Here is a 16,437-nt window from a genome sequence, read left to right on the forward strand (position 1 = left end):
ATCATTCGCCTTCGGAAAGAGAAATCGAAGCGCCGCCGCCCTGGCTGTCGCCGGCGCGCACCGCGTGGGCTGCGGTCTGGGCGCCGTGAGCGACGCGCTGGGAGCGCTGCAAGCGTCTGGCCCATTCGGGTTGCCCTTGAGTGGTCAACTGCTTGGCCGTGCCGGAGGGATGCGCCGCAGCTGAGAGCGCGGCGCCGCCGATCGTTCCCATGGTCGACGAACCACCAGTGATGTCGGCCACTGAATTGGCGCCGGATGCGACGCTCGACTTGAGCGACTGACCGGTGCTTGCGGCGGTCCGCTTGAGTGGGGAGACCGCTGCCGAAACGCCGGCACGCGCGACGCCGCCCAGGCCGGCAGCGACGCCTGCCACGCCAGCTTCGCCGGCGGCGCCAAGGGTATAAGCAGCAGAGGCGCCCCCGGCGAGTGAGGCACCGCGACGCGCCGCTGACCCTCCTGCTGTGAATGCGGCTGTCCCGCCTCGTGCCACCATGCTGGCTGCGCCATAGCCCGCAACCGCCATGCCGCCCGCGGCAAGCCCAGTGCCGACGGCGGCGCCGGCGCCAAGCTGCGGTCCGCCCGCGACCAGGCCGCTGGCGATGCCGGGACCGAAGATGCCAAGGCCAAGCAGCGATAGCGCCGCCAGCACGATCGCCATGGCCTGGTCAATGGTGGGGTTTTCGCCGCCAAAACCTTGGGTGAATTGGCCGAAGAGCGTCGATCCGATGCCGATGACGACGGCAAGCACCAGAACCTTGATGCCTGACGAGACGACGTTGCCAAGCACCCGCTCGGCCATGAACGCCGTCTTGCCGAAGAGGCCGAAGGGGATAAGCACGAAGCCTGCCAGCGTCGCCAGCTTGAACTCGATCAACGTGACGAAGAGCTGCACCGCCAGGATGAAGAAGGCGAGCAGGACGAGCGCCCAGGCAAAGAGCAGGCAAGCGATCTGGATGAAGTTTTCGAAGAAGGAGACGTAGCCCATCAGACCGGAGATCGCCTCGAGCAATGGCCGGCCGGCGTCGAGCCCGGTTTGCGCCACCTTGCCAGGATGCAGCAGGTCCTGTGCCGAAAAGCCGGTTCCGCTTGCCTTGAGACCAAGACCGGAAAAGCTCTCGAAGACGATCTGGGCGAGGCTGTTCCAATTGGAGATCAGGTAGGCGAAGACACCGACGAAAAGCGTCTTCTTGACCAGCCTTGCCAGGATGTCGTCATCGGCGCCCCAGCTCCAGAAGAGCGCGGCAAGTGTGACGTCGATGACGATCAGCGTGGTGGCGACGAAGGCGACCTCGCCGCCCAGTAGACCGAAACCGCTGTCGATGTAGCGCGTGAAGGTGGCCAGGAATTGGTCGATGACCCCGGTATTGTCCATGTCTATCGGGCCTCGTGTGAGGCGGCGTCTGGCCACTGCCACACGGCCGGCTCGCCTGTCGAACCTCCCCCCGCTTTTTCCAGACCGAGGAAGCGATCGCGCTGTTCGGCCCACAGCCGCGCACACCCATCGTCACGCAGCGCCGCCTCGCCGAGGACCTGGCAGCGGCGCATGGCCTCGCCAAGCGGGTCTTGCAGCGAGGCCACAGGTGCTCGCGTACCCTCCCCCACCGCCTTTTCCTTCTTCCGGCTCATCTCGATCCCGGTGGCTGCCAAGGCGACCGCGACGAAGACGATGGCCGCGATGCGAGCAACGGCTTCGCCGTTCATGGCAATGACCCTCACTGGTGGAACATCTGAACGGCGCCAGCCTGATATCCGGAGCCAGGGGTCAGGAAGCGGCTGCGTTGTTCGCGGCCCTGGTCGACCGCAGCGGTACGTTCGGCTTCGGTCAGCGCCTCAGCGCGGCCGTTGGCGGCGACGACAGCGGTCAGGTCTGCAAGCTGCTGACCCTGAAGCGCGAGCAGTTGATTGCCCGCTTGCGTGGCCTGCAGCGCGCCGGTCGCCGACTGGCTGGCGTCGACCAGCGCCGACATCTGAGCGCGGCTTGTCTCGATGTTCCCGACGACACCCGCCTGGACGCGCATGGCGTCGTGAAGACCACCGACCGTGTTTTGCCAACGCGAGCGCGCGTCCGCGACGAGTTGCTGGTCGGAGGCCGAGAGAGAGACACCGCCATATTGCTGCTGGAAGGCCTTGTCGACCTCTTGGACGTCGAAGGCGATGTTCTGCGCTTCGCCGAGAAGCTGTTGCGTGCGTTGCACCGACTGCTGCAGCTGCTGCAGCGAGGACAAAGGCAAGCTTGCCAGGTTGCGCCCCTGGTTGATCAACATCTCGGCCTGGTTCTGAAGCGAGGTGATCTGGTTCGTGATCTGCTGCAGCGAGCGCGCCGCCGTCAGGACGTTCTGGGAATAGTTCGACGGATCAAACACGATGAAAGCATGTGCAGGCGCAATCATCATCGGTGGGATAGCGACCGGGGCGGCGAGCATCGCGGCGACCACAAGCACGGTGCGTGGACGACTTTGACGGATAGTCATGGCTGGAGATCCTTTTCAGGTTCGGGAACGGTGAGGTTGGGAATGAGGTCGGCGGCCCAGCCGATTTCGCGGGCGCGCAGCCAGGCCGCCAGGAAGCCGTCACGGCCATGTTCGGCCATGATACTGCCAATCAGGGCCTGGTCGCTCTTCGACGACGCGGCGCAAAGCGCCAGCCCGACCTCGGACAGGCCGAGCTCGAAGAGACGGTTACCGCGACGCGACTGGCAGTAATAGTCGCGCTTGGGCGTCGCTCGCGCCAGGATCTCGATCTGGCGATCGTTGAGGCCAAAGCGGCGATAGATGGCGGTGATTTGCGGCTCAACGGCGCGCTCGTTGGGCAACAGCAAGCGGGTCGGACAGCTTTCGATGATCGCCGGCGCAATCGTCGAATTGTCGATGTCGGCGAGCGACTGGGTGGCGAAGACGACGCTGGCATTCTTCTTGCGCAGGGTCTTCAACCACTCGCGCAACTGCCCGGCGAACCCGTCATCGTCCAGCGCAAGCCAGCCTTCGTCGATTATGAGCAGTGTCGGACGGCCGTCGAGCCGGTCGCCGATACGATGAAACAGGTAGGACAGCACGGCCGGCGCGGCTTGCGTGCCCACCAGCCCTTCGATCTCGAATGCCTGTACGCACGACTGGCCGAGATGTTCGGTCTCGGCGTCGAGCAATCGGCCGTGGGGACCGCCGATGCAGTAGGGACGAAGCGCCTGCTTCAGGTCGCTGGCTTGCAAGAGCACGCTAAGCCCGGTGATGGTGCGCTCCTCGACGGGCGCCGAGGCAAGAGACGTGAGCGCCGCCCAGATATGCTCCTTGGCGTCCGGCGTAATCCGGATTCCCTCGCGCAGCAGGATCGCGACGATCCAGTCCGCCGCCCAGGCGCGCTCGTAAGTGTCATGAATACCGGCGAGCGGCTGCAACGCTACTGAGACGTCCGTGCCTCCAGTGACCTGCCCGCCGAGGTCGTGCCAGTCGCCACCCATGGCGAGTGTCGCCGCGCGGATCGAGCCGCCGAAGTCGAAGGTGAAGATCTGAGCGTTGCGGTAGCGGCAAAACTGCAGCGCCATAAGCGCTAGAAGCACCGATTTGCCGGCGCCTGTCGGGCCGACGACCAGGGTGTGGCCGACATCGCCGACATGGAGAACCAACCGGAACGGGGTCGAGCCTTCGGTCTTGCCGTAAAGCAAGGGAGGACTGACCAGATGCTCGTCCCGTTCCGGCCCCGCCCACACGGCCGAGAGGGGGACCATGTGGGCAAGATTGAGCGTAGAAATGGCAGGCTGACGGACATTAGCGTAGGCATGCCCTGGCAAGGAGCCGAGCCAGGCGTCGACGGCGTTGACGGTCTCGACAATCGCCGTGAAGTCGCGGCCCTGGACGACCTTTTCGACGAGCCGCAATTTTTCGTCCGCCACGCGGGGGTCCGAATCCCAGACCACGACGGTCGCGGTGACGTAGGCCATGCCCGCCATGTCGGCGCCGAGCTCCTGCAGCGCGGTGTCGGCGTCGGCCGCCTTGTTGGCGGCGTCGGTGTCAAGCAGCGCCGATGCCTCGTTGGTCATCACCTCTTTCAGGATCGAAGCGATGCTCTTGCGCTTGGCGAACCATTGGCGCCGTATCCTGGTCAGCAGGCGGACGGCGTCGACCTTGTCGAGCAGGATGGCGCGAGTCGACCAGCGGTAGGGGAAGGCCAGCCGATTGAGGTCATCGAGCAGGCCGGGCGTCGTTGCGGTCGGGAAGCCGACAATCGTAAGCACGCGAAGATGCTTGTTGCCAAGCCGCGGCTCAAGCCCGCCGGCGAGCGGCTCGTCGGAGAGCAGAGCATCGAGATAGATCGGCGTCTCGGGGACGCGCACCGAATGCCGTTTGGTCGAGATCGTCGAATGCAGGTAGGTCAGCGTTTCGCCGTCATCGAGCCAGTGGCATTCGGGCATGAACCCGTCGAGCAGGGCCAGCACGCGCTCTGTCCGGTCGACAAAGGCGCGCACGATCTCGCCCGGATCCGCGCCCGACCGGTCGCGACCCTCGTAAAGCCAGCCCTCGGCTCGTGTGGCGTCTTCGGGCGGTGGCAGGAAGAGGAATGTGAGAAAGTAGCTCGAGACGAAGTGAGCCCCCTCTTCGTCGAAGTCGGCTTTGCGCTCGGCATCGAGCAGGCCGGCGGCGGCGTTCGGAAACTGGCTTTCGGGGTAGGCGGCCGCCTCGTGCCGCTGTGCTTCCACGAAGATGCTCCAGCCCGAGCCAAGGCGTCGAAAGGCATTGCTGATGCGCGATGCCACCGCGACAAGCTCCGCCGCGACGGCGGAGTCGAGGTCAGGCCCGCGAAACCTTGCGCTGCGCTGAAAACTTCCATCCTTGTTGAGCACGACGCCCGGCGCCACGAGCGCCGCCCAAGGCAGATAGTCGGCAAGGCGGGCAGCGGTCCGCCGGTATTCGGCAAGGCTCATCACGGCAACGTCCTCACATCGACAGATGCCCGGGCAGCCGCAGGTGCCTGCGTCCGACCTCGAAAAACAGCGGATCGCGCCTGGCGGCCCATACAGCCGTGAAATGTCCGATCGCCCAGATCAGAAGACCGGCCAGCCAGAGCCGCAGCCCCAGGCCGATCGCGCCGGCCAGCGTGCCGTTCAGGATTGCGATCCCGCGCGGCGCGCCCCCGAGCAGGATCTGCTCGGTGAGCGCCCTGTGGACAGGAACCGTCCAGCCCGGCACCGCGTCGAGTTGCTCGAAAGCATTTGACATCAGATCAACGCTCCGCCGCCGAACGAGAAGAAGGACAAGAAGAAACTTGAAGCCGCAAAGGCGATCGAGAGACCGAAAACGATCTGGATCAGCCGCCGGAAGCCACCCGCGCTGTCGCCGAAGGCCAGCGTCAGGCCGGTGACGATAATGATGATGACGGCCATGATCTTGGAGACCGGTCCCTCGACCGACTCCAGGATTTTTTCGAGGGGCTGTTCCCACGGCATCGAGGAGCCCGACGCATAGGCGCTCGACGCAACCAGGAAATTGACTGAAAGGGCGGCGGCACCTGCGGCCAGGTGGCCGCGACAGCATGAAATGAGTCGTTTCATGAGGTTTCTCCTGTGTTGGTCTGTATGGCCTCAACGGTGCGATAATCACCGTCAGGGCCGAGCCCCTCGACCCGGACGAGTTCGCTAAGCCGGCGCGCAGCGCCACGCCCAGACAAGACGGCGATAAGGTCGATCGTGTCGGCGATCAGCGCACGCGGAACGGTGACGACAGCTTCCTGGATGAGCTGCTCAAGACGGCGCAGTGCGCCGATGCCGGAGCCGGCATGAAGGGTGCCAATGCCACCGGGATGGCCCGTTCCCCATGCCTTCAAGAGGTCCAGGGCTTCGGCGCCGCGCACCTCGCCGATCGGGATGCGGTCAGGTCGAAGGCGTAACGACGAGCGAACCAGGTCGGAAAGCGTGGCGACGCCATCCTTCGTGCGCATCGCGACGAGATTGGGAGCTGCGCATTGCAGTTCGCGAGTGTCCTCGATGATGACGACACGGTCCATTCCTTTCGCCACTTCGGCGAGCAGAGCGTTGGTCAAGGTCGTCTTGCCCGTCGACGTGCCGCCGGCGACAAGGATGTTTGCGCGGCCGGCAACAGCCGCGCGCAAGATCGCGGCCTGACCGGAAGTCATGGTGCCCCCAGCGACGTAATCATCGAGCGTGAACACCGCAACCGCGGGCTTGCGGATCGCGAAGGCCGGTGCTGCGACGACAGGCGGCAGCAGGCCTTCGAAACGCTCGCCGGTTTGCGGCAACTCGGCCGAGACGCGCGGCGAGCGGGAATGGACTTCGGCGCCGACATGGTGGGCGACCAGGCGCACGATCCGCTCGCCAGCGGCAGGCGCCAGCATTTCCCCCGTATCGGCCAGACCTTCCGAAAGCCGGTCCACCCAGATGCGACCATCCGGGTTCAGCATGACTTCGACGATCCTGGGGTCGTCGAGAAACCGGGCGATGGCGGGTCCCAGCGCGGTGCGCAGCATGCGCGAACTGCGCGCGCGTCCTTCGGTATCGCTGTGCGAGATAGCCATCCTGTCCCCGTTCGGACCAGGAGTGCGTCGAACAACACCCCGGTTAGGGGCGATCAAGAAAACCGTGCAGCAGTTCGATTCAACAGCTGTCAGCCGTCGTCGTAGCGTAGCGTGCAATTACCGGCGGGTGGCGAGAGGCTTTCCCTTTCCTAGCGCAGGGTGCGAGCCGCATTCCCGATCACGTCGGCCGGGCGTTTTTAGCTTTTTGGTCCGGTGGGCTGACGGTTTCGCCGAACAGATCTGCGTACTCATCAATGGCGAGAAATGCCTTGTGGACCTTCTCAGGGTCCAGACGTTCATCGACGACCAGATAGTGAAAATCCTTGAACAGACCAACAAGGCTGTGCGCACCGCGCATGTGGCGCTTCGCAGTAATGCGATGACCGCCGGCAGTGGCATAGCCAATGACCCAATCAATCTGGCCTTCGCCAAACATGCGACCTATCGCGACATGGCCGCGTGCTGGCGTATCATCGTCCAGCCCGCTCCAAGCTATCATCGCCTCATGTGCCTTCATGCTATTCCTTTTGATTTGCGGTAAAGCATAGGGCGTCAACGCTCTGGCTTTAAACCCGATCCCTCGGCGCCAGAGTTTCAAAGCTGAGACTCAATCGTTTCGCGTCGGCGATTGCATGACAGGCTATTTCCTGCGAGGATTTTCGTGGGGATAGAATTCGAGATGATTGCTCTTTTCGGCCGGGACTGCGGGCTCGTCGCCTGGCTGCACGACAGCGGGAACATCTTCGATCAGGATTTGGTGTTCGTTGCGCTCGTGCGAGGCGGGAACGTCTTCAAGGCCTCGGATGTAGCTTGGCTGGGACCGGTCGACTATACGACATTGATGGACCGGACTGGACTACCGGTTGCGTTCGGCAACGGATACCCGCCGAAAGGCCGGCTGGCTCCTTTGCAGCCGGTGCAGCCGCTGAGACCCTTGAAGCCGCTGCGGCCTCTCAGACCTCTGCTACCACTTACGCCTTTGCCGCCCCCGGTTCCACTCGGCGGGTGGTCAACTTTGGACTTTGACCAGTACCTTCGATCGTATGGGCCCGGAAGCTGACAGCCGCCGGGCAGGCATCCGTGAAAGAGGTGGAGAGTGCAGCGCACAATCAACCGATGATTGTTACCTCACCAGGTTGTAACTAACGGTCTCTTGCGACTGAAGTCTGAAGCCCCAACTCATTAGTATCAGGCGTGCTGCCATTGGGGTAATACTGTGACCCTAGCGACGCGTGGAGGCTCAGATGTTGCACAGCATGAAATTGGAAAATCTCCAGTTTGCCTTCTCGATGCTGCGTGAAATCCGACAGCAAACAAAGGCAGCAGGCGAGGAATTGCTAACGTACCTGATCGACATGGCGTACCTGGAAGCGGGTGATCGCATCAGGGAAATCCAATTCGAGCAGACAGTCGCTCCAGCCTCATCCGCTCATCAAGGTCCCGCTGCTGCACCTGTATCGCCGCGGTAACCGCCGCCAGCCGCTATGCCAGCGCCTGCAGCTGCGTAATCATCTGCGCTTGTTGATAGAATCACCGTACGCTGAAACTCGCGCCTTCCCTGTCGGGCGCGAGATGCTGGTTTGTCCACGACCTGGTTGAACAAAAGCGTCAGCGAAATGCGCCGGCGCTCCATATACGGACGTGGCCTCAGTCATACCAAATACACGAGGGAGCCGACACGCCTGGTTTAGGCTAAAAGCTAAGGAGCGGCGAAAATCCGGATTGAGGCACTGGCAGCTTCTGGTCGCGAAGGCTCCGATCGCTACAGCCCTCAAGGCTCTATCCCGCGTCGAACTTGGCTAGTCGGATGTCGGCAGTTCTTGGCGTGCCCTTCCATTCCCTAGAGGAACGCTGGCGTCCAATCTTGAGGACAGAGAAGGCGGGCGTCGCGCCAGTGCACCCTAGCTTCCAGACCCCTTAACGCTGCTTGACCTGCCATTTCCCCATAGAGCCCGCTGGAGTAAGTTGCGCCGGCCTTTGCGAGGTATCAGGTCAATATCGCTGACGAGCTTGGCGCCACCTTTTCGTCGCTCCAATGTAATCTTGCGGCTGTGGTAAGCCTCCAGCTCGGCGCGATGCGCGACGCTGATGATGGTGACCTTCGGCAGCTCACGGATGACGGTTTCCATCATCACATCCTGGCTCTTCTCGTCCAAGGCGGCCGTTGCTTCATCAAGGACAATGATGTCTGGTCGGTGCAGCAATAGGCGCGCGAATGCTAGGCGCTGCCTTTCGCCGCCTGACAGGGTCTGATCCCAAGGAGCTTCTTCCTCGATGCTGTCCTTGAGATGGCCAAGGCCAACCTTTTCCAAAGCCGCTCCGATCTCTTTCGGCGACCACTCGTCAGCCGCGCCCGGATAGGCAACGGCGCGGCGCAATGTTCCTGTGGGAACGTAGGGGCGCTGCGGCAGCATGAACAGGCGTTTGTCAGGATGGAAGTTGACGTTGCCCGTGCCCCAGGGCCACAGCCCCGCGATCGCACGCACCAGCGTTGACTTGCCGGATCCGGATTCGCCCGAGACGAGCACGCGCTCTCCTGGCTCTATGGCGACCTCAGTCTCGCGGACCACAGCCGTTCCGTCGTCGAGCGACACGGATAGGTCGTTTAGGCTGAGCATGACGTCCCCCTTGGTCTTGCTGTGGTTGATGCGGCCGAGCGCGTCGCTCTGCTCGGCTCGCTCAAGCCCATCGAGCGACATCATCAAGGAAGCGACGCGACGTGCCGAAGCATTCCAGTCGGCAAGGCGCGGGTAATTGTCGACAAGCCAGCCAAACGCCCCTTGCACGATGGCGAAGGCAGAGGCCGCCTGCATCACTTGGCCAAGCGTCATCGAACCGTCCAGGAACTTGGGGGCGCACAACAGCACCGGCACGACCGGCGCAAAAAGGCTTGAGCCTTGCGAGACCAAGGTCGTGCGCATGTGTTGGCCGGTGAGCCGCGCCCACCGTCCGAGCACTCCTGCAAGCGAGCGGTCGATGCCGCTGCGCTCCTCTTCCTCACCGCCCAGCAATGCAATGCTCTCGCCGTTCTCATGGACGCGAGTAAGCGTATAGCGGAGGTCAGCCTCGGCCTGGTTCTTCTGCTCGGAGAGTTGAACGAAGTTGCGGCCAATGGCGACCATCGCGGTCGATGTGATGGCGGCGTAGATCACCGCCGTGATGACCAAGAATCCGGGTATTGTCACGGTCGAGCCGCCGGCAGTCAGGGTCAGCGCACCGCCGATCGTCCACAAGACCACGATGAAGGTCGATGCCGACAGGAACGCATTGAGGACACCGGACATGAAATCGACTGGTGACTCCGTGGCGATCCGCAGATCTTCGGTCATGCGAGCTTCTGGATTTTGATGATCGCCGCTGACCAGGTTCAACTGATAGTATCGGCCATTCGCAAGCCAGCGCGCGATGAGTGCCGTTGTGAGCCACGAGCGCCAGCGGCGTTGAATCGTCATGCGTAGGTAAACCTGCGCGACGACTATGCTGCCGCTCGCGATGACGAGTGGCACAAAGATCGCGCTGAGAAAGTAGACGGTGCGTGCATTGCGCTGTTCGATGGCATCGAAGATTGAACGGTTCCAGACATTGATGCCGTACTGGAAGCCGATGTTGATGCAGATCAACACCAGCAGTCCGATCGTAAGCGGCCACGCCAACCTGTCACCGCGAAATGCCCAATAGCCGCGCGCGCTTATCCAGAACCGCTTGAACAGATACTTATTACGCGCCTGCTCTGCTTCGTCCGCCGTCAGTTCAGGGCTTGGCTCCACCTCCGCAGGAGGCGGTGGCACGTCCTCGCCAATCGCCTCGGGGCCGGCTTCGACTTCAGGCTCATCAAGGGATGCAGGGGTCAGTGCACCAGTCTTTTCCGCCTCCTGCGCTTCCTCGTTTGACTTCTTTTTGCTGCTCCTTGTGAGCGTTCCCCGCGGCGCCCCGGAATTGCGGGTCCTGGCGGTTGTGGGAGGGGTCGGCTTTGCATGGGCTTTGGACATCGCGCGACAACGGGCGAGCAATGAAAAGGTTTCAGCGACGTCGGATCACGACCTCGCCTCCGCTCTGGTAGAGCACGACGCAGGACCTGGCCGCGACCCGCTTCTTAGCCATCGCCTCCCCCAGCACGGTGAAGGCCTCGACCGCCGCACGATCATGGGGATAGATAATATGGCTTTTCCAGGTAACGGGTGTAGATGTCGGCTATTGGGACGAAGCGGCCGATATCGAGGGTGTGCTGCGATGTGAGTTCCAACTTCCCATCTCGTCAGGGTCGGTCTCGAGGAAGTAATCCTGCGCGACCTGATAGCCTACGGTGTCGCTGTCTCTTCGAGACATACGCGCTTTTGACCGGAAGCCGTATGCATGATCAAGAGTCCGGAAAGGAACCCCACCTGCCTCGCTGGTCGCGCCAACCAGCCTGACGCTGCAGGAGGCGGATCCGCCTTCAATAAGCCTTTCCAAACCGCGCGGCGGCGCCATCACGCTTCTTGCAAACGTCGATCAACAAGAACACCGTGGACGCCACTGGAGTTCAGATTGCCGCTCCTCTCGTGGAACACAAAATGAAGGCCCCCGTTTCCATGGGCCAATCTGGAGCAATTCTATGTTCAACCCGTGGATCGATCTGTCCCTTTCCATACTCGAGGCCCAGCAGGTCATTTTGCTTCGAACGATACGACTTGCCCAAGGTGGCAAGCGGGCCGAGCTGGAGGCCAAGCGCATGATGAGCGAAAAAATTGAAGCTATGGGTCGCGCCGGAGCCATGATGTTGATGGGGGCCTCCGCAGAGCGGATTGCTCGCTTATATGGAAACAAGATCAGCGCCAACAGGAAACGTCTCTCACGCTGACCGGCTAACGCTCGGCTAGGAACTCATTGGAACCTTGTCGACCGCAGCGCATGCATGAGCGTTCTTAACCCGAGGGCACCCATGTCTATCATCGATAGCATCACCGGCATTTTTTCCGCGAAGGAAGAGCCAAAGAAGGCTCCTGCGAAGAAGGCGGCTTCCAGCAAGGCGCAGCCCAAAAAGGCGACCACCGCCGTCAAGAAGACTGGAGCTGCGCCCGCGATGGCATCTCACTCGAAGGATAGCGCTGCAGAGGGAAAATCTGGCCAGTCCAAGACCGCGGCGAAGAAAAACGCCGGTCGCTGAAGCCGACACGTCCCACTAGGCACAAGGTACAATTTTACGGCGAACCTGGACTTAAATGACGCCGGTCCCGCCATTGGCGTCGAAGACGCTGCCATGGGCGAAGCTGAGATCGTTTGAGGGCAAGCACATCCAGCCAACCTCCGAAGGCTGGCCGGCCCGGCCGAGCGGCGTGTCCTGGCCTGGAGCGGCGTCCTGCACCGGGTCGGGCGCGACGGCGTTCATGCGCGTTCCCTTCTTGGCCCAGTTGCTTTGCCCATCCCTTGATGAAGATCGCTGTGCCGCCCTTCGTCGTGGCATAGTCCAGAAGCTCCTCGCCAGGTTTGAAGGAGTTTGAGGCGGTATTGATGGTGGCCGCTCGTGGCCTCATGTACCCAGCGCCGCCTTGGCGATCAAGAACATCGCATAGAGATTGGGATTGGCCGTCCTGTCGAATTTTGGGTAATTTCGTGGATCGATTTCGGACTGCTGGTAGGCGGCATTGTTGGGAAGGATGTCGAGGCCGCCGGGCTCGCTGCTCGCCGAGCTCAGTCGAAGAAGCCCACATCCTCTTCGCTGAGATATTTCCGGGCCGCTTCCGGGTCGATATCGAGGCCCAACCCCGGCGCTTCCAGCAAGTCCACCATGCTGTCTTTGACGATCTGTTTCGGCAGACCGATGACCAGATCCTCCCACCACGCGTCGGAGGCACTCGGATATTCGAATGCGATATAGTTGGCGGGCAAGGTGGCGCAGACATTGATCAGCGCGCCGAGGCCGAGCAGGCCGTTTGCGGTGCCGTGCGGCGCCATCAGGATCGAGTGCATGTAGGCGTGCTCGGCGACCCATTTAAGCTCGGCGATGCCGCCGATATCGGCCGGATCGGGCCCGATGACGCGAACCGCCTGCGTCTCGATCAGTTCCTTGAAATTGTGCCTGAGGTAGATCTGCTCGCCGGTATGGATCGGCGTCGAGGTGGAGGTGGTCAGTTCGCGATAGGCCTGAGGATTGACCCACGGCACATAGTCGCCCGTCAGCATGTCCTCCAGCCACATCAGATTGTATTTCTCGACCGCCCGGGCGAATTTGATCGCGTCGGGCAGCATCCAGCCCGGGCCGCAGTCGAGCGCCAGGCTGACCTTGTCGCCCAGCACCTCCTTCATCGCCGCCACGCAGTCGAGCATGTGATTGAAACCGCGCTCGCTGATCACGCCCTGATCCATGGCGCCGTGATAGCCGGCCTTCTTTTGCGTCACGCCGTAATGGAAGCCCTCGATAGAGTCCTTCATGTTGGAGTGGAACGAGATCCCCTGCTTGACCATGAAGAAATTCTGTGGCTGCTCCATCATCCATTTGACATCGGCGGCGTAATCCTCTGGCCGGTCGCCCGTGCGCTTGCGGCGGATCGAGCCGTTATAGACGCGGACCTTGTCGCGCACCTTGCCGCCGAGCAGTTTGTAAACCGGCACGCCCGCGGCCTTGCCGGCAATGTCCCACAGCGCATGTTCGATGGCGCTCACCGCCGCGCCATAGGGCTTGAACGAACCGCGCTGGCGGATCTTCAGCATCACCCGCTCGACGTCGGTCGGGTCCTCGCCGATCAGCGCCTCGCGGAAGTGAAGCACAAACGGTTTCAGGTAGGTCTTGGTGTACTCGACCTCGCCAAGGCCATGGAGCCCCTCATCGGTGACGATACGGACGATCGGATGCTTGCCGATGACGGCGCAGCGCAGGTCGGTGATCTTCATGGCGCAGTCCTATTTCACAGACGAGAAAGCTGTCGGCGTGAGCAGCTGACTGCTGATATTGGCAATGATCTGCCCGTCGCGCTGAGACTCGTCGACTGCCTTGTGCCATGCCGGATCGGTGACAAAAGCCGTCCATTTCGTCTCCCGCTCGGCCAGCGATTCCCAGGCGAGAAAATAGGTGAGACGATTGTTGTTTTCGCCGATCACCGTGGTGAAAAACCCGGCCTGGCGGATGCCATGCCTCTCCCAGATGGCCAGCGTTTGTTCGGAAAAGCGCTTGAGCAAAGCCGGCAGCCTGCCGGGCAGGCAGTCATAGATACGCAGTTCGTAGATCATGGTTTGGTCCGTTTCTCTCTTCGACTCTCCCTTAGGGAAGGTCGACATGAATGGTCGGTCGTTGGCCCTATGAGCCTGGGGGAATGATGGCAGGGGGTCTGGGCTAACTCCAAGTCCGGTCCCAGCTATATTCATTGTCCCAATGCTCGGTGGACTGCCATATTTCGGCGACACCGGGCTGCAGATGCTGGCTGATCACCTCGTCGACCACATCATCTATGCCCAGCCCCGGTTTGTCCGTAACGGTGATGAAGCCGTCCTTCACAAGCGGCTTGGGAAGTCCGGTGACGATGTCGTCCCACCAGACGACATCGGCGGAATGGTATTCGAGCGCCATGAAGTTCTCGCTCGCGGTCGCGACATGCGCCGCGGCCATCGCGGCAATCGGGCTTTCCGCCATGTGGATTGCCATGGCGACACCGTGATCCTGCGCCATGTCGCCGATCTTCTTGGTCTCGAGGATGCCGCCGCTGGTGAGAAGGTCCGGGTGGACAATAGAGAGGCCGCCGCTCCTCAGAAGAGGCTCGAAGCCCTCCTTGAGGTAGATGTCCTCGCCGGTGCAGATCGGCACCGTCGTGGCCTCCTGCAGTTGCCGGTACTGCTCGGTGTATTGCCAGGGGATCACATCCTCGAGCCAGGCAGGGACGTATTTCTCGATACGGCGCGACAAGCGAATGCCGTCCTGCAGCGAGATATGGCCGACATGGTCGATGGCTAATGGGATCTCGTAGCCGATGACCTCGCGGACCTCGTGGATATATTGCTCGAGCAGGTCGATCCCCTTCTCCGTGAAATGCAGGCCAGTGAACGGGTGTTGCACGTTCTGCGCATCGTAGGCGAGATTGCGGGCCTTGCGCTCCTCCAGCGTGCCGCCGCGCCCGCGCGGATTGCCGTGAAACCCATCGAGCGCGCCGGCGGGCGCTGTCACGGCGCCCGGAATGTGGGCTATCTGCATCAGGCCCAAATCCATCTTGAGGAAGGTGAAGCCGCGTTCCATGCGCGCCTTGAGGCGCTTGCCGGTTTCGGTGCCGCTCGGCTTCTCCGCGTCGGTATCGCAATAGACGCGCACGCGATTGCGAAACTTGCCGCCGAGCATCTGATAGATCGGCACGCCATAGGCCTTGCCGGCGAGGTCCCAGAGCGCGATCTCGACCGCCGACACGCCGCCGCCCTGCCGCCCATGCCCGCCGAACTGCTTGATGCGACGGAACAGGCGGTCGATGTCGCAAGGATTCTCGCCGAGCAGCCGGCTCTTCAACATCAGCGCAAAAGTGGCGCTGGCGCCGTCGCGCACCTCGCCGAGGCCGACGATGCCCTGGTTGGTGTAGATCTTGAGCAGCGCCGAAGTGAATGGTGCGCCGACGATTTCGGCCACCCGCATGTCGGTGATGCGAAGGTCGGACGGCCTGGAACTGGTGTTGACCCGATTGAGAGCCTCGTCGGCTCCATCCGTTTTTGGCATGACTTGTCCTCGTTCTGATCGGCGGAACTGGTCGTCCGGCACAACGGCGACAGCACAGACAGTGCTAGGCCAGCTCGATCTCGTGCGCCTGCAGATAGTCGCGGTTCATCTCGACGCCGAGGCCGGGCTTCGACGTCAGCTTGAGATTGCCGTTGGAAACGTCGAGCGATTTGTCGATGAGGTGATCGTATTTGGAGAGGTCCCACTCCGAGGTTTCGAGCTTGTAGAAGTTGGGAACCGTCATCATCACCTGCGCTCCCGCAACCACGTTGATCGGGCCCGCGGCGTCATGCGGCGAGACCGGGACGTAGTAGGCTTCGCACAGGGCGGAGATCTTCTTGAGCTCGGTGATGCCGCCCGTCCAGGTGACGTCCGGCATGATGTAGTCGGCGAGCTTGTTCTCGAGAACAGGCACGAAATCCCATTTCGTGTGACCGCGCTCGCCCCAGGAGATGGCGGCGCTGACCTTGTCGCGCACCTGTTTGAGCGCATTGAGGCTCTCGGGCGGACAGGGCTCCTCGAACCAGTCGATCTGGCCGGCCTCCTCGAGGCTGCGGCAGAGGCGGATAGCGGTAGGGACGTCGAAGCGGCCATGCGCGTCGATGAGGATGTCGACATCGGGACCCGCCGTTTCGCGGATCAAAGCCGTCAATTCGGCGGCTTCGCGCTCATCCTTGCGGGTCATGCCGCCGTCGAGATAGCCGTCCCGCCTCTCGCGGGCCACGCCGTCGACGATAGGGCCCTGGTGGGGAAACGGGTCGAATTTAAGCCCGGTGTGGCCGGATTCCACGATGTCGCGAATTTCGCGGACCACCGCTTCCTTGCTGGTGAATTTGGTCTGGTTGGGGTGGGTGTAAAGCGCGATCTCATCGCGCACCGGCCCGCCCAGCAGCTCATAGATCGGCTTGCCCAGGACTTTGCCGCGGATATCCCAAAGCGCGATGTCGATGGCGCTTACGCATTCGACGGCCGCGCCGCGGCTGCCCATATAGGTGAACCTGCGGAAAATCTTGTGCCAGAGATGCTCGATGCGCGCCGGATCCTCGCCTGCCACGGCGACACCGATCTGCCGCAGGATGGTGCAGAGCGCGCGATTGGCGAGCTTTGTCGTGGTGGTGATCTCGCCCCAGCCGCTGACCCCCTCGTCGGTCGTCACTTCGACGAACAGGTACTCTCCCCAATAAGATGCATCGGACTTGATCAGCCACGGCCGAATACTCGTGATTTTCATCTCAACTACCCTTTTC

At 62.2% G+C, this 16,437-nt stretch carries 18 protein-coding genes; 4 read left to right on the top strand and 14 right to left on the bottom strand.

Going from position 1 to position 16,437, the window contains the following annotated elements; genetic code table 11:
- Position 1: 1 nt before the first annotated feature.
- The 8 genes from trbL to FJ988_RS07235 all read right to left on the bottom strand — a co-directional run bounded on the left by trbL (position 2) and on the right by FJ988_RS07235 (position 7,039).
- Entirely contained in the window at positions 2 to 1,372 is a 1,371-nt protein-coding gene (gene trbL / locus FJ988_RS07200; RefSeq protein ID WP_140816049.1) for a P-type conjugative transfer protein TrbL, read from the bottom strand.
- A gap of 2 nt (positions 1,373 to 1,374) precedes the next feature.
- On the bottom strand, positions 1,375 to 1,701 hold the full coding sequence (gene trbK-alt / locus FJ988_RS07205) for a putative entry exclusion protein TrbK-alt (RefSeq protein ID WP_140816050.1): 327 nt from the start codon (positions 1,699 to 1,701) through the stop codon (positions 1,375 to 1,377).
- Positions 1,702 to 1,712: 11 nt separating this feature from the next.
- Positions 1,713 to 2,471 carry a P-type conjugative transfer protein TrbJ gene (gene trbJ / locus FJ988_RS07210; RefSeq protein ID WP_140816051.1) on the bottom strand — a complete coding sequence of 253 codons (759 nt, stop codon included), beginning with the start codon at positions 2,469 to 2,471 and terminating at the stop codon, positions 1,713 to 1,715.
- Positions 2,468 to 4,918, bottom strand: coding sequence for a conjugal transfer protein TrbE (trbE, locus tag FJ988_RS07215; RefSeq protein WP_140816052.1), 2,451 nt, complete (start codon positions 4,916 to 4,918; stop codon positions 2,468 to 2,470). Before trbE ends, trbJ begins: the two co-directional genes overlap by 4 nt.
- A 10-nt stretch (positions 4,919 to 4,928) precedes the next feature.
- Entirely contained in the window at positions 4,929 to 5,210 is a 282-nt protein-coding gene (locus FJ988_RS07220; protein ID WP_140816053.1) for a VirB3 family type IV secretion system protein, read from the bottom strand.
- Positions 5,210 to 5,542 (bottom strand): TrbC/VirB2 family protein, encoded by a 333-nt coding sequence (locus FJ988_RS07225; RefSeq protein WP_140816054.1) that lies wholly within the window; start codon positions 5,540 to 5,542, stop codon positions 5,210 to 5,212. Before FJ988_RS07225 ends, FJ988_RS07220 begins: the two co-directional genes overlap by 1 nt.
- Complete coding sequence (gene trbB, locus FJ988_RS07230; protein WP_140816055.1) at positions 5,539 to 6,522, bottom strand: P-type conjugative transfer ATPase TrbB; 984 nt, start codon at positions 6,520 to 6,522, stop codon at positions 5,539 to 5,541. The genes FJ988_RS07225 and trbB overlap by 4 nt, the downstream gene beginning before the upstream one ends.
- Positions 6,523 to 6,700: 178 nt before the next feature.
- A complete protein-coding gene (locus tag FJ988_RS07235; RefSeq protein WP_140816056.1) occupies positions 6,701 to 7,039 on the bottom strand; it encodes a hypothetical protein in 339 nt (112 codons plus the stop codon).
- Between the two features lie 162 nt (positions 7,040 to 7,201).
- On the opposite strand from FJ988_RS07235, the gene FJ988_RS31550 reads away from it, so the two are divergent.
- Positions 7,202 to 7,582 (top strand): 4-fold beta flower protein, encoded by a 381-nt coding sequence (locus tag FJ988_RS31550; protein ID WP_140816057.1) that lies wholly within the window; start codon positions 7,202 to 7,204, stop codon positions 7,580 to 7,582.
- Positions 7,583 to 7,766: 184 nt separating this feature from the next.
- Positions 7,767 to 7,991, top strand: coding sequence for a hypothetical protein (locus tag FJ988_RS07245; RefSeq protein ID WP_140816058.1), 225 nt, complete (start codon positions 7,767 to 7,769; stop codon positions 7,989 to 7,991).
- Positions 7,992 to 8,423: 432 nt separating this feature from the next.
- On the opposite strand, the gene FJ988_RS07250 is transcribed toward FJ988_RS07245, so the two are convergent.
- Positions 8,424 to 10,511: an ABC transporter ATP-binding protein/permease gene (locus FJ988_RS07250; protein WP_140816059.1), complete on the bottom strand. Its 2,088-nt coding sequence runs from the start codon at positions 10,509 to 10,511 to the stop codon at positions 8,424 to 8,426.
- Between the two features lie 605 nt (positions 10,512 to 11,116).
- On the opposite strand from FJ988_RS07250, the gene FJ988_RS07255 reads away from it, so the two are divergent.
- Complete coding sequence (locus tag FJ988_RS07255; RefSeq protein ID WP_140816060.1) at positions 11,117 to 11,362, top strand: hypothetical protein; 246 nt, start codon at positions 11,117 to 11,119, stop codon at positions 11,360 to 11,362.
- 81 nt (positions 11,363 to 11,443) lie between these two features.
- Complete coding sequence (locus tag FJ988_RS07260; RefSeq protein WP_140816061.1) at positions 11,444 to 11,668, top strand: hypothetical protein; 225 nt, start codon at positions 11,444 to 11,446, stop codon at positions 11,666 to 11,668.
- Between the two features lie 51 nt (positions 11,669 to 11,719).
- Here the strand turns inward: FJ988_RS07260 and FJ988_RS30765 are convergent, their stop codons facing one another.
- The 5 genes from FJ988_RS30765 to FJ988_RS07280 all read right to left on the bottom strand — a co-directional run bounded on the left by FJ988_RS30765 (position 11,720) and on the right by FJ988_RS07280 (position 16,421).
- Positions 11,720 to 11,890 (bottom strand): hypothetical protein, encoded by a 171-nt coding sequence (locus FJ988_RS30765; protein ID WP_181183449.1) that lies wholly within the window; start codon positions 11,888 to 11,890, stop codon positions 11,720 to 11,722.
- A 302-nt stretch (positions 11,891 to 12,192) separates the two neighbouring features.
- A complete protein-coding gene (locus tag FJ988_RS07265; RefSeq protein WP_140816062.1) occupies positions 12,193 to 13,392 on the bottom strand; it encodes a mandelate racemase/muconate lactonizing enzyme family protein in 1,200 nt (399 codons plus the stop codon).
- A 9-nt stretch (positions 13,393 to 13,401) separates the two neighbouring features.
- A complete protein-coding gene (locus FJ988_RS07270; protein WP_140816063.1) occupies positions 13,402 to 13,728 on the bottom strand; it encodes an NIPSNAP family protein in 327 nt (108 codons plus the stop codon).
- 103 nt (positions 13,729 to 13,831) lie between these two features.
- Complete coding sequence (locus tag FJ988_RS07275; protein WP_140816064.1) at positions 13,832 to 15,190, bottom strand: mandelate racemase/muconate lactonizing enzyme family protein; 1,359 nt, start codon at positions 15,188 to 15,190, stop codon at positions 13,832 to 13,834.
- Between the two features lie 64 nt (positions 15,191 to 15,254).
- Positions 15,255 to 16,421, bottom strand: a complete 1,167-nt coding sequence (locus tag FJ988_RS07280; RefSeq protein WP_140816065.1) for a mandelate racemase/muconate lactonizing enzyme family protein — start codon at positions 16,419 to 16,421, stop codon at positions 15,255 to 15,257.
- Between the last annotated feature and the right edge of the window lie 16 nt (positions 16,422 to 16,437).

This window comes from Mesorhizobium sp. CU3, assembly GCF_006442965.1.
Classification (GTDB): domain Bacteria; phylum Pseudomonadota; class Alphaproteobacteria; order Rhizobiales; family Rhizobiaceae; genus Mesorhizobium.

Coding starts and splice junctions, on each gene's coding strand:
- trbK-alt (WP_140816050.1), bottom strand. CDS start 1,701: ATGAACGGCGAAGCCGTTGCTCGCATCGCGGCCATCGTCTTCGTCGCG.
- FJ988_RS07255 (WP_140816060.1), top strand. CDS start 11,117: ATGTTCAACCCGTGGATCGATCTGTCCCTTTCCATACTCGAGGCCCAG.
- FJ988_RS30765 (WP_181183449.1), bottom strand. CDS start 11,890: ATGAACGCCGTCGCGCCCGACCCGGTGCAGGACGCCGCTCCAGGCCAG.
- FJ988_RS07235 (WP_140816056.1), bottom strand. CDS start 7,039: ATGAAGGCACATGAGGCGATGATAGCTTGGAGCGGGCTGGACGATGAT.
- FJ988_RS07260 (WP_140816061.1), top strand. CDS start 11,444: ATGTCTATCATCGATAGCATCACCGGCATTTTTTCCGCGAAGGAAGAG.
- FJ988_RS07270 (WP_140816063.1), bottom strand. CDS start 13,728: ATGATCTACGAACTGCGTATCTATGACTGCCTGCCCGGCAGGCTGCCG.
- FJ988_RS31550 (WP_140816057.1), top strand. CDS start 7,202: ATGATTGCTCTTTTCGGCCGGGACTGCGGGCTCGTCGCCTGGCTGCAC.
- trbB (WP_140816055.1), bottom strand. CDS start 6,522: ATGGCTATCTCGCACAGCGATACCGAAGGACGCGCGCGCAGTTCGCGC.
- FJ988_RS07225 (WP_140816054.1), bottom strand. CDS start 5,542: ATGAAACGACTCATTTCATGCTGTCGCGGCCACCTGGCCGCAGGTGCC.
- trbJ (WP_140816051.1), bottom strand. CDS start 2,471: ATGACTATCCGTCAAAGTCGTCCACGCACCGTGCTTGTGGTCGCCGCG.
- FJ988_RS07275 (WP_140816064.1), bottom strand. CDS start 15,190: ATGCCAAAAACGGATGGAGCCGACGAGGCTCTCAATCGGGTCAACACC.
- FJ988_RS07280 (WP_140816065.1), bottom strand. CDS start 16,421: ATGAAAATCACGAGTATTCGGCCGTGGCTGATCAAGTCCGATGCATCT.
- FJ988_RS07265 (WP_140816062.1), bottom strand. CDS start 13,392: ATGAAGATCACCGACCTGCGCTGCGCCGTCATCGGCAAGCATCCGATC.
- FJ988_RS07250 (WP_140816059.1), bottom strand. CDS start 10,511: ATGTCCAAAGCCCATGCAAAGCCGACCCCTCCCACAACCGCCAGGACC.
- FJ988_RS07245 (WP_140816058.1), top strand. CDS start 7,767: ATGTTGCACAGCATGAAATTGGAAAATCTCCAGTTTGCCTTCTCGATG.
- trbL (WP_140816049.1), bottom strand. CDS start 1,372: ATGGACAATACCGGGGTCATCGACCAATTCCTGGCCACCTTCACGCGC.
- FJ988_RS07220 (WP_140816053.1), bottom strand. CDS start 5,210: ATGTCAAATGCTTTCGAGCAACTCGACGCGGTGCCGGGCTGGACGGTT.